Source organism: Ruegeria meonggei (assembly GCF_900172215.1).
Classification (GTDB): Bacteria; Pseudomonadota; Alphaproteobacteria; order Rhodobacterales; family Rhodobacteraceae; genus Ruegeria; species Ruegeria meonggei.
In genome coordinates, this window is the sequence record NZ_FWFP01000001.1 from 1 (window position 1) to 16893 (window position 16893).

At 57.7% G+C, this 16893-nt stretch carries 13 protein-coding genes and 1 tRNA gene; 4 read left to right on the forward strand and 10 right to left on the reverse strand.

Annotation, left to right across the window (positions count from 1 at the left end; genetic code table 11):
• A partial coding sequence (locus RUM8411_RS22660; RefSeq protein ID WP_200818514.1) for a hypothetical protein occupies positions 1-345 on the forward strand: 345 nt, incomplete at its 5' end.
• Between the two features lie 143 nt (positions 346-488).
• Here RUM8411_RS22660 and RUM8411_RS00010 read toward each other — a convergent pair.
• From RUM8411_RS00010 to recA, 4 genes are all read right to left on the reverse strand, one after another.
• Positions 489-1118, reverse strand: coding sequence for a transglutaminase-like cysteine peptidase (locus RUM8411_RS00010; RefSeq protein WP_234995101.1), 630 nt, complete (start codon positions 1116-1118; stop codon positions 489-491).
• Between the two features lie 351 nt (positions 1119-1469).
• The gene (locus tag RUM8411_RS00015; protein WP_085820598.1) at positions 1470-1757 is read right to left on the reverse strand and encodes a DUF1330 domain-containing protein; all 288 of its coding nucleotides are present in this window, start codon (positions 1755-1757) and stop codon (positions 1470-1472) included.
• 1 nt (position 1758) lies between these two features.
• Positions 1759-4428, reverse strand: coding sequence for an alanine--tRNA ligase (gene alaS / locus RUM8411_RS00020; RefSeq protein ID WP_085820599.1), 2670 nt, complete (start codon positions 4426-4428; stop codon positions 1759-1761).
• A gap of 212 nt (positions 4429-4640) precedes the next feature.
• Entirely contained in the window at positions 4641-5708 is a 1068-nt protein-coding gene (gene recA / locus RUM8411_RS00025) for a recombinase RecA (protein ID WP_085820600.1), read from the reverse strand.
• Between the two features lie 192 nt (positions 5709-5900).
• Here recA and RUM8411_RS00030 point away from each other — a divergent pair, with 192 nt between their 5' ends.
• On the forward strand, positions 5901-6494 hold the full coding sequence (locus RUM8411_RS00030) for a sulfotransferase family 2 domain-containing protein (protein WP_085820601.1): 594 nt from the start codon (positions 5901-5903) through the stop codon (positions 6492-6494).
• 3 nt (positions 6495-6497) lie between these two features.
• Here the strand turns inward: RUM8411_RS00030 and RUM8411_RS00035 are convergent, their stop codons facing one another.
• The 3 genes from RUM8411_RS00035 to guaB form a co-directional block, all read right to left on the reverse strand.
• Positions 6498-8789, reverse strand: coding sequence for a hybrid sensor histidine kinase/response regulator (locus RUM8411_RS00035; RefSeq protein ID WP_085820602.1), 2292 nt, complete (start codon positions 8787-8789; stop codon positions 6498-6500).
• Between the two features lie 104 nt (positions 8790-8893).
• Positions 8894-10051 (reverse strand): RsmB/NOP family class I SAM-dependent RNA methyltransferase, encoded by a 1158-nt coding sequence (locus RUM8411_RS00040; RefSeq protein WP_085820603.1) that lies wholly within the window; start codon positions 10049-10051, stop codon positions 8894-8896.
• A 74-nt stretch (positions 10052-10125) separates the two neighbouring features.
• Entirely contained in the window at positions 10126-11574 is a 1449-nt protein-coding gene (guaB, locus tag RUM8411_RS00045; RefSeq protein ID WP_085820604.1) for an IMP dehydrogenase, read from the reverse strand.
• A gap of 217 nt (positions 11575-11791) precedes the next feature.
• Here guaB and RUM8411_RS00050 point away from each other — a divergent pair, with 217 nt between their 5' ends.
• Complete coding sequence (locus tag RUM8411_RS00050) at positions 11792-13834, forward strand: ASKHA domain-containing protein (RefSeq protein WP_085820605.1); 2043 nt, start codon at positions 11792-11794, stop codon at positions 13832-13834.
• A 24-nt stretch (positions 13835-13858) separates the two neighbouring features.
• The gene (locus RUM8411_RS00055; RefSeq protein WP_085820606.1) at positions 13859-14716 is read left to right on the forward strand and encodes a class I SAM-dependent methyltransferase; all 858 of its coding nucleotides are present in this window, start codon (positions 13859-13861) and stop codon (positions 14714-14716) included.
• A 1-nt stretch (position 14717) separates the two neighbouring features.
• Here RUM8411_RS00055 and RUM8411_RS00060 read toward each other — a convergent pair.
• The 3 genes from RUM8411_RS00060 to RUM8411_RS00070 form a co-directional block, all read right to left on the reverse strand.
• Positions 14718-14791, reverse strand: a tRNA-Gly gene (locus RUM8411_RS00060).
• A gap of 76 nt (positions 14792-14867) precedes the next feature.
• The gene (locus tag RUM8411_RS00065) at positions 14868-15695 is read right to left on the reverse strand and encodes a polyphosphate kinase 2 family protein (RefSeq protein ID WP_085820607.1); all 828 of its coding nucleotides are present in this window, start codon (positions 15693-15695) and stop codon (positions 14868-14870) included.
• A gap of 128 nt (positions 15696-15823) precedes the next feature.
• Positions 15824-16885 carry a methyltetrahydrofolate cobalamin methyltransferase gene (locus RUM8411_RS00070; RefSeq protein WP_085820608.1) on the reverse strand — a complete coding sequence of 354 codons (1062 nt, stop codon included), beginning with the start codon at positions 16883-16885 and terminating at the stop codon, positions 15824-15826.
• Positions 16886-16893 lie beyond the last annotated feature (8 nt).

The window sequence follows — 16893 nt, forward strand, 5'->3', positions numbered from 1 at the left end:
AGCGGCAACGGCAACGGCGGCAACAACGGCAGCGGTGGCAATAGCGGAAACGGCAACGGCGGCAACAATGGCGGCGGTGGCAACACCGGCAATGGCAACGGCGGCAACAATGGCGGCGGTGGCAACACCGGCAACGGCAACGGCGGTAACAATGGTGGACCTGGAAACGGCAACGGTAACGCCGGAAACAGTGGCAATGGCGGCGGCAATACCGGTGGCTCCGGCCCCGGAACTGGCAACGGCGGAAGCAATGGCGGTGGCAACACTGGTGGATCGGGTAGTACCGGTGGCGGTGGCAACGGCGGCGGAAACGCTGGTGGTCCGGGCAGCGGCGGCACGTTCTAAACGACCAACTCTTTTGGGTGGCTATGCCAGTGCCAGGTTTGGCACCTACCCAATCTGCAAAGACAAAGGGCGACTGTTAAGTCGCCCTTTTCAGGTAGTCTAGCCCAATTCGGACCCTTAAAAGCCTCGATCTGAGACGTTCGTCAGCTTCGTCCGTAAATCCCAACCCACACGCTAGGCTTTCGCGGATTCTGCATCCGCAGGAACAAATACCGAGTAGCAGACCAGGGTTTGATCTGGTTGGTCAGGTTGTCCAGAACCAAATCTCCGCCTGCTGACCGGTAGACCAAAACCGCATGAGAGTTTCGTTTTGTATCAAGAACAGTTGCGATCAGCAGTTTGCTGGGGTCGACACCCGCTCTGATCAGATCTCTTTTCTTCAACAAGGCAAAATCTTCGCAATCACCGCCTTGCGACGTAGGCAAAGCCCACCGCTCAGTTGTTCGGTACTGAGACTGATCCGTCACTGACCGCGTGGTCGCGTTAACCTGTCGATTGACCCGCTTAATAATCTGCATCTCTTGCCTGTTAGACAATGAAACCGACACTTTGTTTGAGCAGGCCCAATTGTATTGACGGCACAACTGACGCGCGCCCGATGGCGGCGGCGATGCGTAGGCACTTGGGATAAACTTACCTTCGGTAGCAGTAGCTTCGGAACTAATGGCCATCGATGCCAAAACCAAAGCAAATACACCGATCGCGCGACCAAAAATCGTTGCCGACCGAGCCGTTACAGCTCTTAGGTCAATGCTAATTGAGTTCATACCCATCCCTCGATCTCGTTTTTATCCGTTCGATTGCGGACAACACGGACCGTATTCCGATGTGGTTAAATATCGATGGACGGTGTCGTTTCTGCAATCAATAGCGAAATTGCAATCGAAAAGAGGCAGAAATTCGTCCGTCAATATGTCCATTTCTGGCAAGAATTGAGAGGCGGCTGCCACAATCTATGGGTGAAAGCATGAAATTCAACATTCACATCCAGCCGTAACCGACTGAAAAATATCAAGTTGGCTTAGTAAGCCAAAAACCGAGCAACCTGTCAGGTTACCCGGCTCTACCATTGGCTGAAATCCGCCCACTCAACCCAAAGTAGGGCTCGAGTGGTCAGTTTGATTCTATTCGGTGATCTCTACAACCACCAATTCACGCTCACTTGCGCCACGCGCGTGGTCCAGCGCCTGCTGGTACTCGGGGGATTCATAGCATTCGACCGCTGCGTCGACGGACGGAAAACGCGCGACGACATTGCGGGGACGCTCTTTTCCCTCAAGCTGAACATAGCGCGCCGCGCGGGCGATGAACGCGCCGCCGTGCTTGGCAATCGCAGGGCCAGCCAACTCGGCATACTTTGCGTAGGCTTCCGTATCCGTTACCGTCACATGGGCAATCCAAAGTGCTGCCATTTTATCCTCCCAACACGTGTTCAGCGGCTTTGATCGCCGCTTCGGAATTAGTCGCGTCTCGACCGCCACCCTGAGCCATATCAGGACGACCACCACCGCCTTTACCGCCCAGCTCGACCACAGCGGCGCGAACCAAATCAACGGCAGATACCTTCCCGGTCAGATCAGATGTCACGCCCGCTGCAACAGCGGCCTTGCCGCCGGCATCCGCGATCAACAGAACTGCGCCCGATCCCAAACGGCTTTTGTGTTCGTCGATCAATGCGGGCAGGTCCTTGCCTGACACCCCGGTCAGGGCCTGCGCCAGAAAGGGGATGCCGTTAACGTCACGCGCCTCAGCTCCGCCCTGTCCCGATCCGCCAGCCATCGCCAAATCACGGCGCAGCTGTGCCACTTCGTTTTGCAGCGATTTGCGTTCATCCATCAGCGATTTGACACGGCTGACCACGTCATCAGGCTGTGCCTTCAATTCGGTCGCGATCTGGCTCAGACGTTGGTCCTGCGTGGACAGGTGACGGAACGCCTCATCCCCGGTCAAAGCTTCGATGCGGCGCACGCCCGCGCTGCTGGCGCTGTCGCCCAGAACAACAAATGTCCCAATGTCGCCGGTCTGACGCACATGGGTGCCGCCGCAGAGTTCGATCGACCAGGTCTCACCATCCTGGCCCTTACCAGTGGGCGCCTTGCCCATCGACACAACCCGGACCTCATCGCCATATTTCTCACCAAACAACGCCTGAGCGCCGAGCTCACGAGCATCATCCGGTGTCATAATGCGGGTCTCTACCGAGGAATTCTGGCGGATGAAGTCATTCACCTCACGCTCGACCTTCTGAATTTCTTCCGTGCTAAGCGCCTTGGAATGGCTAAAATCAAAGCGCAACCGGTCGGAGGCGTTCAGCGAGCCGCGCTGAGCGACATGATCTCCAAGCGTTTCACGCAGCGCTTCATGCAGCAGGTGCGTTGCCGAGTGGTTGGCCCGAATGGCCGTGCGGCGGGTATGATCAACCTCAAGCTCTACCGCGTCGCCCTTGGACAATGTACCGTGATCGACTGTGACCTTATGGGCATAGACTTTGCCCTCGGCAAATTTTCGGGTGTCTTCGACCCGCGCAACATCATTGCGTTCGTCCAGGCGGCGAATCTCACCGGTATCACCAATCTGACCGCCGGCCTCGGCATAGAACGGGGTCTGGTTCACGACGACCCAACCGCTTCCACCTGCTTCGATCTGATCGACCAGGGCGCCATCCACGACCACAGCCGCCACCTGCCCTTCGGCTTTTTCAGTGTCGTACCCCAGAAAATCCGTAGCTCCGGCTGTATCAAGCACGTCAAACCAAACCACCAGGTCCGCAGCTTCACCCGATCCTGACCAGGCCGCGCGGGCTTTGGCCTTTTGTTCGGCCATGGCGGCGTCAAAACCGTCCGTGTCCACGATCCGGCCTTTTTCCCGCAGTGCATCTTGCGTCAAGTCCAACGGAAAGCCGTAGGTATCATAAAGTTTGAAGGCGGCATCCCCGTCCAGAGCCGCACCCTCGGGCAGGTTTGCAACCTCGTCATCCAACAGCTTCAACCCGCGATCCAAGGTCTGCTTGAACCGGGTTTCCTCTAACAGCAAGGTTTCCTCGATCAAAGCCTGTGCCTGACCCAGTTCGGAATACTGCGCGCCCATCAATTGCACCAACGTAGGGACCAGACGGTGCATGACCGGGTCCTTCGCGCCCAACAGATGCGCATGGCGCATTGCGCGCCGCATGATCCGGCGCAGAACATATCCGCGCCCATCGTTCGATGGCATCACCCCATCCGCAATCAGGAAAGACGTAGAACGCAGGTGATCCGCGATCACCCGGTGATGCACGTTTTGATCGCCATACGGATCGACATTGGTGGCATTTGCCGACGCTTCAATCAGCGTTTTGAACAGGTCGGTGTCATAGTTGTCATGGCTGCCCTGCAGCAGCGCGCCGATCCGTTCCAGCCCCATGCCGGTGTCGATCGACTGCATATCCAATTTGACCATCGAGCCATCTTCGAACTGTTCGTTCTGCATGAAAACGATGTTCCAGATCTCGATGAACCGGTCACCATCTTCCTCGGGTGAGCCCGGAGGCCCACCCCAGATGTGATCGCCATGGTCATAGAATATCTCGGTACACGGGCCGCAGGGGCCTGTCGGGCCCATCTGCCAGAAATTGTCGCTGGTGGCGATGCGGATGATCCGGTCCTCGGGCACGCCAACCTTCTTCCAGATCTCGAACGCCTCTTCATCAGTGTGATACACCGTGGCCAGCAACCGGTTCTTGTCGATCCCAAATTCTTTGGTGATCAACTCCCAGGCAAAGGGGATCGCCTCGGGCTTGAAGTAGTCGCCGAAGGAAAAATTCCCCAACATTTCAAAAAATGTGTGGTGCCGTGCAGTGTACCCAACGTTGTCCAGGTCGTTATGCTTGCCGCCTGCACGCACACATTTTTGTGCCGTCGTGGCACGCTGGTAGTCGCGGGTCTCAACCCCGGTGAACAGGTTCTTGAATTGCACCATGCCCGAGTTCACGAACATCAGCGTCGGGTCGTTGCGCGGGACCAGAGGGCTGGACGCCACCACTTCGTGCCCCTGCTTGTCAAAGTAGTTCAGAAAAGTGGATCGGATATCGTTCAGCGTGGGCATGGGGCTCTCTCAGCGCGCAATAATCTTGTTCTGAGACGGGTTTATCCTTGTCCCCAAGGATAGTCCACAGGATTGGCAACTCAGCAAAAGGATAGAATTAGGTGGGTCGTTCAAGGAAGGGCGGCCCAACAAAAACAAGGCGGCCCGGATGGACCGCCCTGCATTGATTTTTCTGGGCCCCCGCAAGTAACCACAGGGTTTGTAACTATGAGTTAGGCCTCAAGGATATCGTCATCCTCGGCCGCGCCTGGCGGCATGTCGAATTCCAACCCATGTGCGGCGCGAATTTTGTCTTCGATCTCAAGCGCGGCTCGGCTGTTGTCACGAAGATACTGCTTGGCGTTCTCACGCCCCTGCCCGATCCGTTCGTCACCGTAGCTGAACCACGACCCGGACTTCTCGACCACACCAGCCTTGACGCCCAGATCCAGAAGCTCACCCATCTTCGAGATGCCTTCGCCATACATGATGTCAAATTCAACCTGCTTGAACGGCGGCGCCACCTTGTTTTTGACGACCTTGACGCGGGTTTGGTTTCCAACCACCTCGTCACGATCCTTAATTGCGCCGATGCGGCGAATGTCCAGACGGACCGAGCTGTAGAATTTCAGCGCGTTACCACCGGTTGTGGTTTCTGGGCTGCCAAACATCACACCAATCTTCATCCGAATCTGGTTGATGAAAACAACCATACATTTCGAACGGCTGATTGAGCCGGTCAGTTTACGCATCGCCTGGCTCATCAATCGGGCCTGCACACCGACACTACTGTCGCCCATGTCGCCTTCCAGCTCGGATTTGGGTGTCAGCGCCGCAACCGAGTCGACCACAACCATGTTCACCGCACCCGAGCGCACCAGCGTATCGGTAATCTCAAGCGCTTGTTCACCTGTGTCGGGTTGCGAGATCAGAAGCTCATCCAGATCCACGCCCAGTTTACGTGCATATTGCGGGTCCAACGCGTGTTCCGCGTCCACAAAGGCACAGACACCACCGCGTTTTTGCTGCTCGGCAATGCAATGCAGGGTCAGCGTTGTCTTGCCCGAGCTCTCGGGGCCGTAAATCTCAACAATCCGGCCCATCGGCAAGCCGCCGATCCCCAGCGCGATATCCAAGCCCAAAGACCCGGTCGAGCTGGCCTCGATATCCTGCTTGGAGTCTTCGCCCAGCTTCATGATCGAGCCCTTGCCGAACTGGCGTTCAATCTGGGCCAAGGCGCTGTCGAGCGCCTTTTGCTTATCTGCGTTTTTCTTGTCGCTCATCGTCAGAAGATCCGCCATTGTCCTGTCGCCTTCCCTTTTGTCACACCCTTGAACGGGCGGCAATCGCTGCTTTGTTCGCCTCTTGTTCCTTATGGGACCAAAAAGAGAACATTTCAACTAAAACTTACAATACTTACTGTTGGGCAATTGTGTTAAAGAGTCGTTTACGCCAAGCTGCACCTGTAAAAAAGTTCGCCGAGGGGCTGATAAATGCTTGTTTTTTATAAGGAACGCCTTGCGTTTCTTGCCGTTCCCAAGACAGGCAGCACGGCCTACCACTCGGCCCTGCGCGACCGGGCTGACTTTGTGGTTACAGGTCCGCCGGATCTGAAACATGCCCCCGTGCGGCGATATGATCGGTTTTTTCAAAACATCTTTCGCAAAATGCACGACACCGAAATGGAAATCATGGCTGTGGTGCGCGAGCCCATCGACTGGCTGGGCAGTTGGTATCGATTCCGCAGCAGGCCAGATCGGATCGGGCATCCGCATTCCACCCACGATCTGAGCTTTGACGAATTCGTTCAGGCCTATATGCAAAATCCACGCCCGGACTTCGCGGATGTCGGCAGCCAAAGCCAGTTTTTCCGTACCCGCAGCAATGGCGCCGGCGCGAGCCATGTCTTCAAATACGAAAACCAGGACAAGATACTGGCATTCCTGCAGGACCGGCTGAACATGCAGATCGATCTCCAGCAGGAAAACGTCTCACCCCAGCGGGACCTGTCGCTGACACCCCGGACCGAGCGGGCCTTTCGCAAACGTCACGCAGCAGAGTTTACCTGCCACGACGCGGCGCTTTAGCTGTCAATTTAGCTGCTGAAAGACCGCCTCAGTCAGTTGGTTCAGCGAAAAGGGTTTCGGCAAAAAGGTCGAGTTTACAACTTGCGGCCCGGAGTCACCGAAGGCGCCTTCGGTGTATCCGGACATGAAGATCACCCGGACATCGGGCCGCGTCTCCATCGCTTTGCGCACCCAGGTTGGGCCGTCCATACCGGGCATGACCACATCCGTGACAAACGCGTCCACGTTCAGCTCCCCGTCCTCAAGCAGGCGCAACGCCTCTTCTGCCGATTCCGCCTCGAGCACGGTATACCCTTTTAGCCGTAGGGCACGTGTCGCAAAGGCCCGCACAGGCGCTTCGTCTTCAACCAGCAAAACAACACCCTCGCCCTGACGGGCGCTTGGAATTTCCGCCGCAGCCACTTCTGTGGGTGCGGGTTCCTGAGGAGCTGTGGACACCGGCAGATACACTGTGAATTCGGTTCCGTGACCCTGCAAGCTGTCAACAAAAATAAAGCCGCCAGTCTGCTTGACGATACCATAGACAGTCGACAGGCCCAGCCCTGTGCCCTCGCCAGTTCTTTTGGTGGTGTAGAAGGGCTCAAACACCTTTTGCAGCTTGTCTGCAGGGATACCAACTCCGCTGTCGATCACCTTTACGGTCACGTATTCTCCGGGCTGAACCGTTGCGCGGTCGCGCGATATGGGTTGGGCCAAGATCACCACCTCAGTCTCGATCCGCACTTCGCCACCATCCGGCATAGCGTCCCGCGCGTTAACGACGAGGTTCATGAACACCTGCTCCAACTGTCGCTTGTCCGCGCGCACCGGTTTGAGCACCGGATCGTGGCTGAGGATCAGGCGCACTTTCTCGCCTACCAGCCGGTTCAACAGATGGATCAAGTCAGAAATCGTGTCCCGCAGGTCCAACACCTCTGGCCGCAATGTTTGTTTGCGCGAGAAGGCCAGCAACTGGCTGACCAAAGCAGCCGCCCGGTTGGCATTCTGATTGATTTGCACCAGGTCACCGTAATTTGGGTCGTTCTGATCGTGCCGCAGCAACAACAGATCACAGTGACCGGAAATCGCCGTTAGCAGGTTGTTGAAATCATGCGCAACACCGCCCGCCAGTTGCCCGACTGCTTGCATTTTCTGTCCCTGAACGAACTGTGCCTCAAGTGTCTTCAGCTCAGTCGCATCATTCAGAACGGCAATCAGAGTTGTCTGCCCGTGGTTGATCACCCGGTTCAGCGTGACCTGCACGAACACTTCCTTGTCCTGACGCGTCAGGCGCAGAAACTCGGACCGCATCGCAGGTTCGCCCGCTGCGGTACGCTGCAGCCAGTCCAGAATGGGGTATCCCAACCCCTCCATGATCTGATCGAGATTGGTTTCTCCCGGCTGAATGTCCCCGATCAGTTTGGCGGCCAGCCGGTTGGCCTCGACGATGCTGCCTTCGGGGGACACACACATGATCGGAACGGGCAGATCGGCAAATGACGCGCCGCTTGCGCTTGGCCCTGAAACAGCCAACGGAAGAACAAGCAGGTCCCGCATAGTGCCCGAGCGGCTGATCTCACTCACCACGGCCGATACTTGCTCGGTCGCGGTTTGGGCCTGAAGAAACGCACTTTCGCCACCGGGTTCGGTCTGAAACACCTCTTTCAGGTTGTCTGGCCTGAACCCCAAAAGATTCTCGGCTGCGGCGTTCACCCGCAGGATCGCTCCATTTCGGCCCTCGGTCACGACAGGAAAGGCGACATCATCCCACTGTCCGGGGGTGTCCATGTGAAACCACCAGCAAAACAGGCCGTTTCCAACGCTAAATACTGTAACTGGAACAGTGGACCCAACGGTCACGATATCTTCGCGCGCCTTGCCGTAAATCTCGGCCAACGATTGCAGACGCAGCAAAATGGCGGGCGGGTTCGCAAACAGTGTTTTCAGACATTGCTCAAGGCGAAGACCCGGACGCGTGTGAAGTTGTGTTCGTGCCTGCCCATTGCAGGCCAGAACATCCCCCTGCGCAGTTGCGATCAGAGAGGGGAACAAATCTTGCTCAGTAAATACGGCCATGGACCTAACGGACTGGCGTGACGAAAAATCGGAGATCTGGCCCCGTAGCACCACCAGAAACGCCGTGGCCAGCAGAGAAATACCTGCGACCAGAAGCCCCGTGTTCCAGGCCTGCGGTAAGATCTTTGCAACGGGCGTCAAACTGAGAATCATCCCCAGCGCAACAAGGGCGGCAAATCGTAAACCAGATGGTGCTTTTTTATAGGAGGGATCAATAGCAATTTCTGCGGTGTCAGACATAAACAACTCAAATTAGTGGGCTTTTCTCAAATGAGCCCAAACAAGGTTAATGCCAGCTTAAAAAAAGCTAAACACTCTCCTTAAAGTTGCTACGACTTGACGCGCTATCGCGTCAAGTGTGCCGTAAAGAAACCGTCTGTGCCGTGTGATACCAGCCACGTTTTGCGAAAACTCTCGCGCCAATCCGTGTTGGAATGCAAAAAGCCGTCAACAACAGCACCATTTTCGTCGGCCAGCATCGAGCAGGTCGCATAGGCCAGAACACCACCTGGCGCGACGAGAGGCGACAACTGGTTCAGAATGTTGAATTGAATGGTCGTAAGCTCTTGCAGGCGGGCTTCGGTCAGGGCCCATTTGCCGGCAGGCGCACGCCGCCAAGACCCACTGCCTGAGCAGGGTGCATCCACTAGCACCACGTCAAAAGGCGGCTGCCTTGTCGCTTCATCCGTTGTCAGGACCGTAACTTTGGCCCCTGCGCGCCCAGCCCTTACGGGGAGGTCCCGCAACCTGGCCGCGTTCACATCATGGGCAAAAACCTCTAAACCCGGATGCGCTGCCAGGGCCAGAGACTTGCCCCCACCACCCGCGCAATAGTCCAGAACCCGCAAGCCCGGGTGCAATTCCAGCGCAGCGACAACGGCCTGGCTGGCGGCATCCTGAAGCTCAACCAGGCCATTAGCATAAGCGCTGCTCTGTGCGATCATACGCGCGCCTTCGCTCACTTCGAGTGCAGTGTCACAGGCAGGATGCACCTGCGCCTGAATGCCGTCAGCCTCAAGCGCAGCAATTGCCCCGGCGATATCAGTCTTGATCAGATTGACCCGCAGATGAACCGGCGCCCGGTTTTGCAACGCTTGCGCAACCGGGATCGCCTGATCGCCCAAAGACATTTGGAATCGAGGCCACAGCCATTCAGGGATATCATATTGCTCAGCGTCGCCTGCAAAGGCGCGACCTTCCTCATCCCCGGACACAGTCGCGGGCGCATGACGGTCACCGGTGAACACAGCGTTGAGGTCTGTACCGGCCGCGCGCTGCGCTCCGATCATCAGGCCGCGCCCTGTCTGTGATCCACCCAGCGCTGCATAGGATCGCTGGCACCGGAGCGCAGCAAACACATGGTCACGCACCGCCGCCCTGTCCTTGGACCCGGCATAGCGGCTGCGGCGGGCCCACCCGGTCAGGGCTTTTTCGGCGGGCACCCCAGCCAGAATGTCATCAAGGATTTCAATCGACGCCTGAACACGCGCGGCGGGGGTCATTGCACGATCCGATCCTGCTAAAAGAAACGCAAACGGCGCCCCGGTCGGGGCGCCGCACAAGGCGATAGTCTGAGTTACATGACCCGGTAGTTCGGGCTTTCACGTGTAATCTGCACATCATGCACATGGCTTTCTTTCAGCCCCGCACCGGTGATTTTCACAAAGTTGCAGTTCCTGCGCATCTCTTCAACGGTTGCACAGCCGGTATAGCCCATGGCTGCACGCAGGCCGCCGACCAGTTGGTGAACCACGGCGCTGGCAGATCCTTTGTAAGGCACCTGCCCCTCGATCCCTTCGGGCACCAGCTTGTCGCTGGCGGCATCCTTCTGGAAATAGCGATCCGCCGAGCCGCGCGCCATCGCGCCAAGGCTGCCCATGCCGCGATAGGATTTGAACGAACGGCCCTGATACAAAATCACCTCACCCGGGCTTTCGTCGGTACCCGCAATCATCGAGCCAACCATGGCACAGGACGCACCCGCCGCAATCGCCTTGGCAAAATCGCCCGAGAATTTGATGCCACCATCCGCAATCACCGGCACATCCCCTGCAGCTGTGGCGCAATCCATGATCGCCGTCAGCTGCGGCACACCGACACCAGCAACCATCCGAGTGGTACAGATCGAGCCCGGCCCGATCCCCACCTTGATCGCATCCGCACCCGCGTCGATCAGTGCTTTGGTCGCCTCACCCGTGGCTACGTTGCCCGCGATGATCTGAACCTCATTCGACAAGGTCTTGACCCGTGAAACCGCATCCAGAACGCCCTGCGAATGCCCATGTGCGGTATCGACCACAATGATGTCCACGCCGGAATCCACCAACTGCTCGGACCGTTCAAACCCGGCATCGCCGACTGAGGTCGCGGCCGCGACGCGCAAACGTCCCAGCCGGTCTTTGCACGCGGTTGGGTTCAGGACGGCCTGTTCTGTGTCTTTCAACGTCAAAAGACCGGTCAGCTTTCCGCCACCATCAACCACCAGCAGCTTTTCGATGCGACGGGCTCTCATCAGGCTTTTGGCTTCTTCCAGATCGGCAGGTTCCTGCAGCATCGCCAGATTGTCCGAAGTCATCATCGCGTGAACCGGTGTATCATCCGAGGTTGCAAAGCGCATATCACGGTTGGTCAAAATGCCAACGACGCGCCCCTGTTCGTCAACCACCGGGAAGCCAGTGAAGTTATAGCGCTGTACCAGCGCGTTGGCGTCAGCCAACGTCTGATCCACCCGCAGTGTCACAGGGTTATAGACAATACCGGATTCAAACCGTTTGACCCGGCGCACTTCGCGGGCCTGTTCATCCACCGTCAGGTTTTTGTGAACAACGCCAATTCCGCCGGCTTGCGCCATGGCAATGGCCATGCGCGCCTCGGTCACCGTGTCCATCGCCGAGCTGAGCAGCGGGATGTTCATGGTGATTTCCCGCGTCACGCGCGTGGTTGTATCCGCCGTTGCCGGAAGCACAGAAGATGCGCCCGGAACCAGGAGAACGTCGTCAAAGGTGAGTGCCTCACGAATCTGCATCTGTTAACCCCATGCAAAAGCCCGTTTGGCGGTGACCCTATTACATGGATTCAAGCTAAGGAAAAGCCCCTGACCTAAACTAGTTTTCGATTGCGGGCCGATGCCGCGGTGAAAAACGACGCAACGCGCACAAAACGTGCCGCGGAATGGCCTTTCCCTTTGCGCACAAACCCATATCTTGCGCGACATAGGCGCGAATACAAAAGGCAGGCAAATTATGACCACCGATCCCCTTGTTGTCTTTACCCCGTCGGGCAAACGCGGGCATTTCCCCCTCGGCACTCCGGTTCTGACTGCAGCCCGGCAGTTGGGGGTTGATCTGGATTCGGTCTGTGGCGGGCGCGGCATATGCTCGAAATGTCAGATCACACCCAGCTATGGTGAGTTCCCCAAACACGGCGTCACGGTATCCGAGGGCGCGCTGAGCGAATGGAACGCGGTCGAACAGCGCTATGACGACAAACGTGGCCTGAAACCGGGGCGTCGTCTGGGTTGTCAGGCGACGGTTCAGGGTGACGTGGTGATCGATGTGCCCCCCGAAAGCCAGGTTCACCGCCAGGTCGTGCGCAAGGCTGCCGCCGCGCGGTCCATTACCATGGATCCGGCAACGCGGTTGTATTTTGTCGTGGTAGAGGAACCGGACATGCACTCTCCCACCGGCGATCTTGAGCGGCTGGAGCGTGCCCTGCGTGAACAATGGCAGATCGACGCGATCACCGCAGATCTGTCGTTGATGTCCAAGCTGCAACCGGTTCTGCGCAAGGGGAAATGGGAAGTCACAGTTGCCGTTCACAGAGGTCACAAGGACGAGGTCGCGCAAGTCGTCGAAATCTGGCCCGGCCTGCACGAAGACGGGCTGTACGGTCTGGCAATCGACCTAGGATCGACCACCATAGCCGCGCACTTGACCGATCTGGACACGGGTGAGGTCAAGGCGTCTTCGGGCCTGATGAACCCGCAGATCCGCTTTGGCGAAGACCTGATGAGCCGGGTGTCTTACGCGATGATGAACCCCGGCGGTGATCAAGAGATGACTCGCGCCGTGCGCGAGGCGATTAACGACCTGACCACCTCAATTGCCGAAGAGGCCGGGATTGACGCCGCCCTGATCGTCGAGACTGTATTCGTCTGCAACCCGGTCATGCACCACCTGTTGCTAGGGCTGGATCCGGTTGAATTGGGACAGGCACCCTTTGCGCTGGCTACCTCTGAAAGCATGTCCCTGCCCGCACGAGAGATGGAGTTGACCAAAATGAACCCGCGGGCACAGGTCTATATCCTGCCCTGTATCGCGGGCCATGTGGGGGCCGATTGTGCGGCTGTGGCGCTGTCCGAGGAACCGGGAAAGTCCGAAGACCTTGTGCTGATCGTCGATGTCGGTACGAACGCCGAAATTCTGCTGGGCAACACCAGCCGGGTGCTGGCCTGTTCCTCGCCTACAGGACCGGCCTTTGAGGGCGCTCAAATCAGTTCAGGCCAGCGGGCGGCGCCCGGCGCGATTGAGCGGATAGAAATCGACCCGGTCACCAAGGAGCCTCGTTTTCGTGTCATCGGGTCCGAGAAATGGTCGAACGAAGAGGGCTTCGATCAGGTCGTTGCAACAACGGGCATTACCGGCATTTGTGGCTCGGGGATCATCGAAGCGGTGGCAGAGATGCGCATCGCCGGTCTGTTGGACGAAAGCGGCTTGATTGGGTCGGCAGAACAAACCGGCACGCCGCGCTGTATCCCCGAAGGGCGCACCCATTCCTACCTGATCCACGATGCCAGTGCCGAAGGTGGCCCGCGTATCACCGTCACCCAAGGCGACATCCGCGCCATTCAACTGGCCAAATCGGCGCTCTATGCCGGTGCGCGGCTGCTGATGGATGAGATGGCAGTCGACACCGTGGATCGTGTCGTTCTGGCCGGGGCGTTTGGTGCCCATATATCGACCAAACACGCAATGGTTCTGGGGATGATCCCTGACGCGCCGCTGGACAAGGTCTCAAGCGCGGGTAACGCCGCCGGAACCGGTGCCCGGATCGCGCTGTGCAATATCACTGCCCGGGCGGAAATCGAACGCATAGTGCGCCAGATCACCAAGGTTGAAACCGCGATCGAGCCCAAGTTCCAGGATCATTTCGTGGCCGCCAACGCGATCCCCCATAAAACCGACCCGTTCCCGGAACTGGCGCAGGTGGTCACCCTGCCCGCGCCGTCCTTCAACACCGGTGGTGGCGACGAAGGCTCTGGTCGCCGTCGACGCAGACGGTCATAGTCGCCCCATTCACAGGAGGCCGACATGCAATCAGCGAATTACGAGCAGGCAGAGTTCTGGGGCAAATCCGAAAACGGTGCCAAATGGCTGACCTACGAAGATCAACTGGATCATGCGTTGGCACCTGTTCTGGATCTGGTTCTGGATCGCGCAGGCTTATCCGGCGGTCAGAGCGTACTGGATATTGGCTGCGGTACGGGTGTCAGCACGCTGTCAGCAGCCGGTCAAGTTGGTGCAGAGGGGCGCATTCTGGCCGTTGATATCTCGCAACCTTTTTTGGATCGCGCGGCTGCCCGCTCGGCGGAGGCTGGTCAAAGCAATATCAGTTTCCAACACGCGGATGCCCAGACTTTTGAGTTTCCGCCTGCGCAAATGGATGCCACAATCTCTCGGTTTGGTGTCATGTTCTTCAGCGATTCCGTGGCCGCATTTGTCAATATTGCCAAGGCCCTAAGGCTTGGTGGACAAATGACGTTTGCCGCGTGGGGACCCCTGGCCGATAACCCATGGTTTCGCGTGCCCCATGTCGCTGCGGTGTCGCGACTGGGCCAACCCCCGCGTGTAGATCGCTATGCGCCCGGTCCACTGGCATTTCACGATATCGATCATGTTACCGGCATGATGGCCAAAGCCGGACTGTCAGACATCCAGGCCGAAGCAGTCCCGGTGGGACTGGCCAGTGTTGATGGCGCTGATGGGACGGCAACCTTGTGTACTCGTGTCGGTCCCGCTGCCCGCGTGATCGACCATTTTGAAGGGGATGAGCAAGACGTTCAGGCGATCCAGTCCACCGTCGCCGAAGAGTTCCGTCAATTCCAAACCGGCGCAGACCTGTACATTCCAGCCGTCATCAACCTGTTTCAGGCTCGTCGATCCGAGTGATTGGAGCGGGTAGCGGGAATCGAACCCGCGCGTTCAGCTTGGGAAGCTGACAGGCTACCATTACATCATACCCGCCGCGCTGCTGTGGATAGCATTCTGCCTTAATCGACTTCAAGCGTCTTTTGCCCAAAAGTAGCACCCATCAGGCCCGCTATTCCGTTCGCGCGCGCAAGCCGTCGATCAGAGCGCGGTCCAGTTCCAAGGCCTGGCTGGCCGCATCCAAAGTACGCTGATCCAAGTGTTGTGGGTTAAGGTCCATGTCCTTTGAAAACACATCCACAATCGCGCGCATCGCCTTGATTCGTGCATATTTTTTGTTATTGGCAGGAATCACATACCAGGGCGCGGTTTCGGTCGAAGTACGCGACAGCATTTCTTCCACCGCCACTTCGGCATCCGCCCAACGCTCGCGATTGCGGAAATCCTCATAGGTCAGCTTCCAGCGTTTAAGAGGGTTGCGCAAACGCTCTGAGAACCGTTTCATCTGCTCTTCCGGAGAGATGTGGAAGAACAGCTTCACAAGGCGGGTTCCGTCATCGACCAACATCCTCTCGAAATCGCTGATCTCTCGATAGGCCGCACGCCAACGCTCTTCGGGTGTGAATTTTTCCAACCGTTCCACCAGAACCCGGCCATACCAACTGCGGTCGAACGCTGAAATGGCCCCGTCAGGTGGTAATCTTTCCCAAAACCGCAGCAAGTAGTGACGGTTCAGATAGTAGTTGCGGGGTGCTCCTATCGGCCAGACCTTGAAGCTGCGCGGGTCCAGTGCTTGGCTGATCCGGCGGATCGTTCCGCCCTTTCCTGCGGCATCCCAACCTTCAAACACCAGTACACCCTTGATTCCGTGGAATAGAAATGCCTGCTGGATCAGCGTTAATTGCGCCTGAAATTCAGCCAGTTGGCTGAAATATTCATGTTTTGCCAGCCGTTTACTGAGGTCGGCATCTGCCAGTTTCGGAGGGTGGTGTTTGCTCATCACTGCACCTGAACCTTGCTGCGAGGGTCCGGTAAGTGTCGCAACTCCTGCGGGTTTTGACTTTGATCAGTGTCAAAACGAAAAAGGCCGGGCGCTTGGCCCGGCCTCGGTTTGTAGTGCTAAAGTGATCAGGCGCGACGACGGCGACCCCCGCCGCGACGGCCACCTCCGGCCCCTTCGGCCCCGGCTTCACTGGGGGCTTTGTTGAACTTGATCCAGGCGCCTCCGTGCGGGTCGTTGTTGGTCAGCAGATTGGCGGCGCGGATGGCCTCCATCTCTTTGCCAGCACGCGGCATGGTCGAGCCCACTCCGAACAGTTGGCAGAAGGTTTCATCGTCCATATCCGCAGGCAGAATGATGCCTTTAGCTTCGACTTCGGCCTTTTTCTCTGCCAGTTTCTTTGGACCAACCGGCAGTGCCACAGGGTTCATGATCGCCGAGGTCATACCCGCCCCCATCGCCATAGGCAGGAAGGCGTTGTTGATACCATGACGGTTCGGCAGGCCGAACGAAACGTTGGATGCGCCACATGTGGTATTCACACCCAGCTCTTCCCGAAGGCGACGAACCAGGGCAAAGACCTGCAGACCTGCAGTCGCCATCGCGCCAATCGGCATAACCAGTGGATCGACCACGATGTCATGCGCAGGGATTCCGAAATCAGCGGCACGTTCAACGATCTTCTTGGCCACTTCGAACCGCACATCAGGGTCCTCAGATATCCCGGTATCGTCGTTCGAGATCGCAACAACCGGCACGTTGTATTTCTTGACCAGTGGCAGAACCAGTTCCAGACGATCTTCTTCGCCTGTCACAGAGTTCAGCAACGGACGCCCTTCAGCCGCCTCAAGGCCGGCTTCCAGCGCGCCAGGAACCGAGGAATCCACGCAGAGTGGCACATCCACCAACCCTTGCACCATCTCAACGATCTTACGCATCAGCGGCGGTTCGGTTTCATTTGGGTTGGGGTTTGAGTTGTAGACAACGCCCGCATTGATATCCAGAACGGTCGCGCCTGCAGCAACCTGCGCAATCGCGTCTTTCTCAACGGTCGAGAAATCGCCGGCCTCCAGTTCGGCCGCCAGCTTTTTGCGACCGGTGGGATTGATCCGTTCGCCAATCACGCAGAACGGTTCGTCAAAGCCCAGAACGGCAGTTTTTGTTTTTGATTCTACGACTGTACGGGTCATGTCCGTTC

Coding starts and splice junctions, on each gene's coding strand:
- recA (WP_085820600.1), bottom strand. CDS start 5,708: ATGGCGGATCTTCTGACGATGAGCGACAAGAAAAACGCAGATAAGCAA.
- guaB (WP_085820604.1), bottom strand. CDS start 11,574: ATGCAGATTCGTGAGGCACTCACCTTTGACGACGTTCTCCTGGTTCCG.
- RUM8411_RS00055 (WP_085820606.1), top strand. CDS start 13,859: ATGCAATCAGCGAATTACGAGCAGGCAGAGTTCTGGGGCAAATCCGAA.
- RUM8411_RS00010 (WP_234995101.1), bottom strand. CDS start 1,118: ATGGGTATGAACTCAATTAGCATTGACCTAAGAGCTGTAACGGCTCGG.
- RUM8411_RS00030 (WP_085820601.1), top strand. CDS start 5,901: ATGCTTGTTTTTTATAAGGAACGCCTTGCGTTTCTTGCCGTTCCCAAG.
- RUM8411_RS00040 (WP_085820603.1), bottom strand. CDS start 10,051: ATGACCCCCGCCGCGCGTGTTCAGGCGTCGATTGAAATCCTTGATGAC.
- RUM8411_RS00035 (WP_085820602.1), bottom strand. CDS start 8,789: ATGTCTGACACCGCAGAAATTGCTATTGATCCCTCCTATAAAAAAGCA.
- alaS (WP_085820599.1), bottom strand. CDS start 4,428: ATGCCCACGCTGAACGATATCCGATCCACTTTTCTGAACTACTTTGAC.
- RUM8411_RS00065 (WP_085820607.1), bottom strand. CDS start 15,695: ATGAGCAAACACCACCCTCCGAAACTGGCAGATGCCGACCTCAGTAAA.
- RUM8411_RS00015 (WP_085820598.1), bottom strand. CDS start 1,757: ATGGCAGCACTTTGGATTGCCCATGTGACGGTAACGGATACGGAAGCC.
- RUM8411_RS00070 (WP_085820608.1), bottom strand. CDS start 16,885: ATGACCCGTACAGTCGTAGAATCAAAAACAAAAACTGCCGTTCTGGGC.
- RUM8411_RS00050 (WP_085820605.1), top strand. CDS start 11,792: ATGACCACCGATCCCCTTGTTGTCTTTACCCCGTCGGGCAAACGCGGG.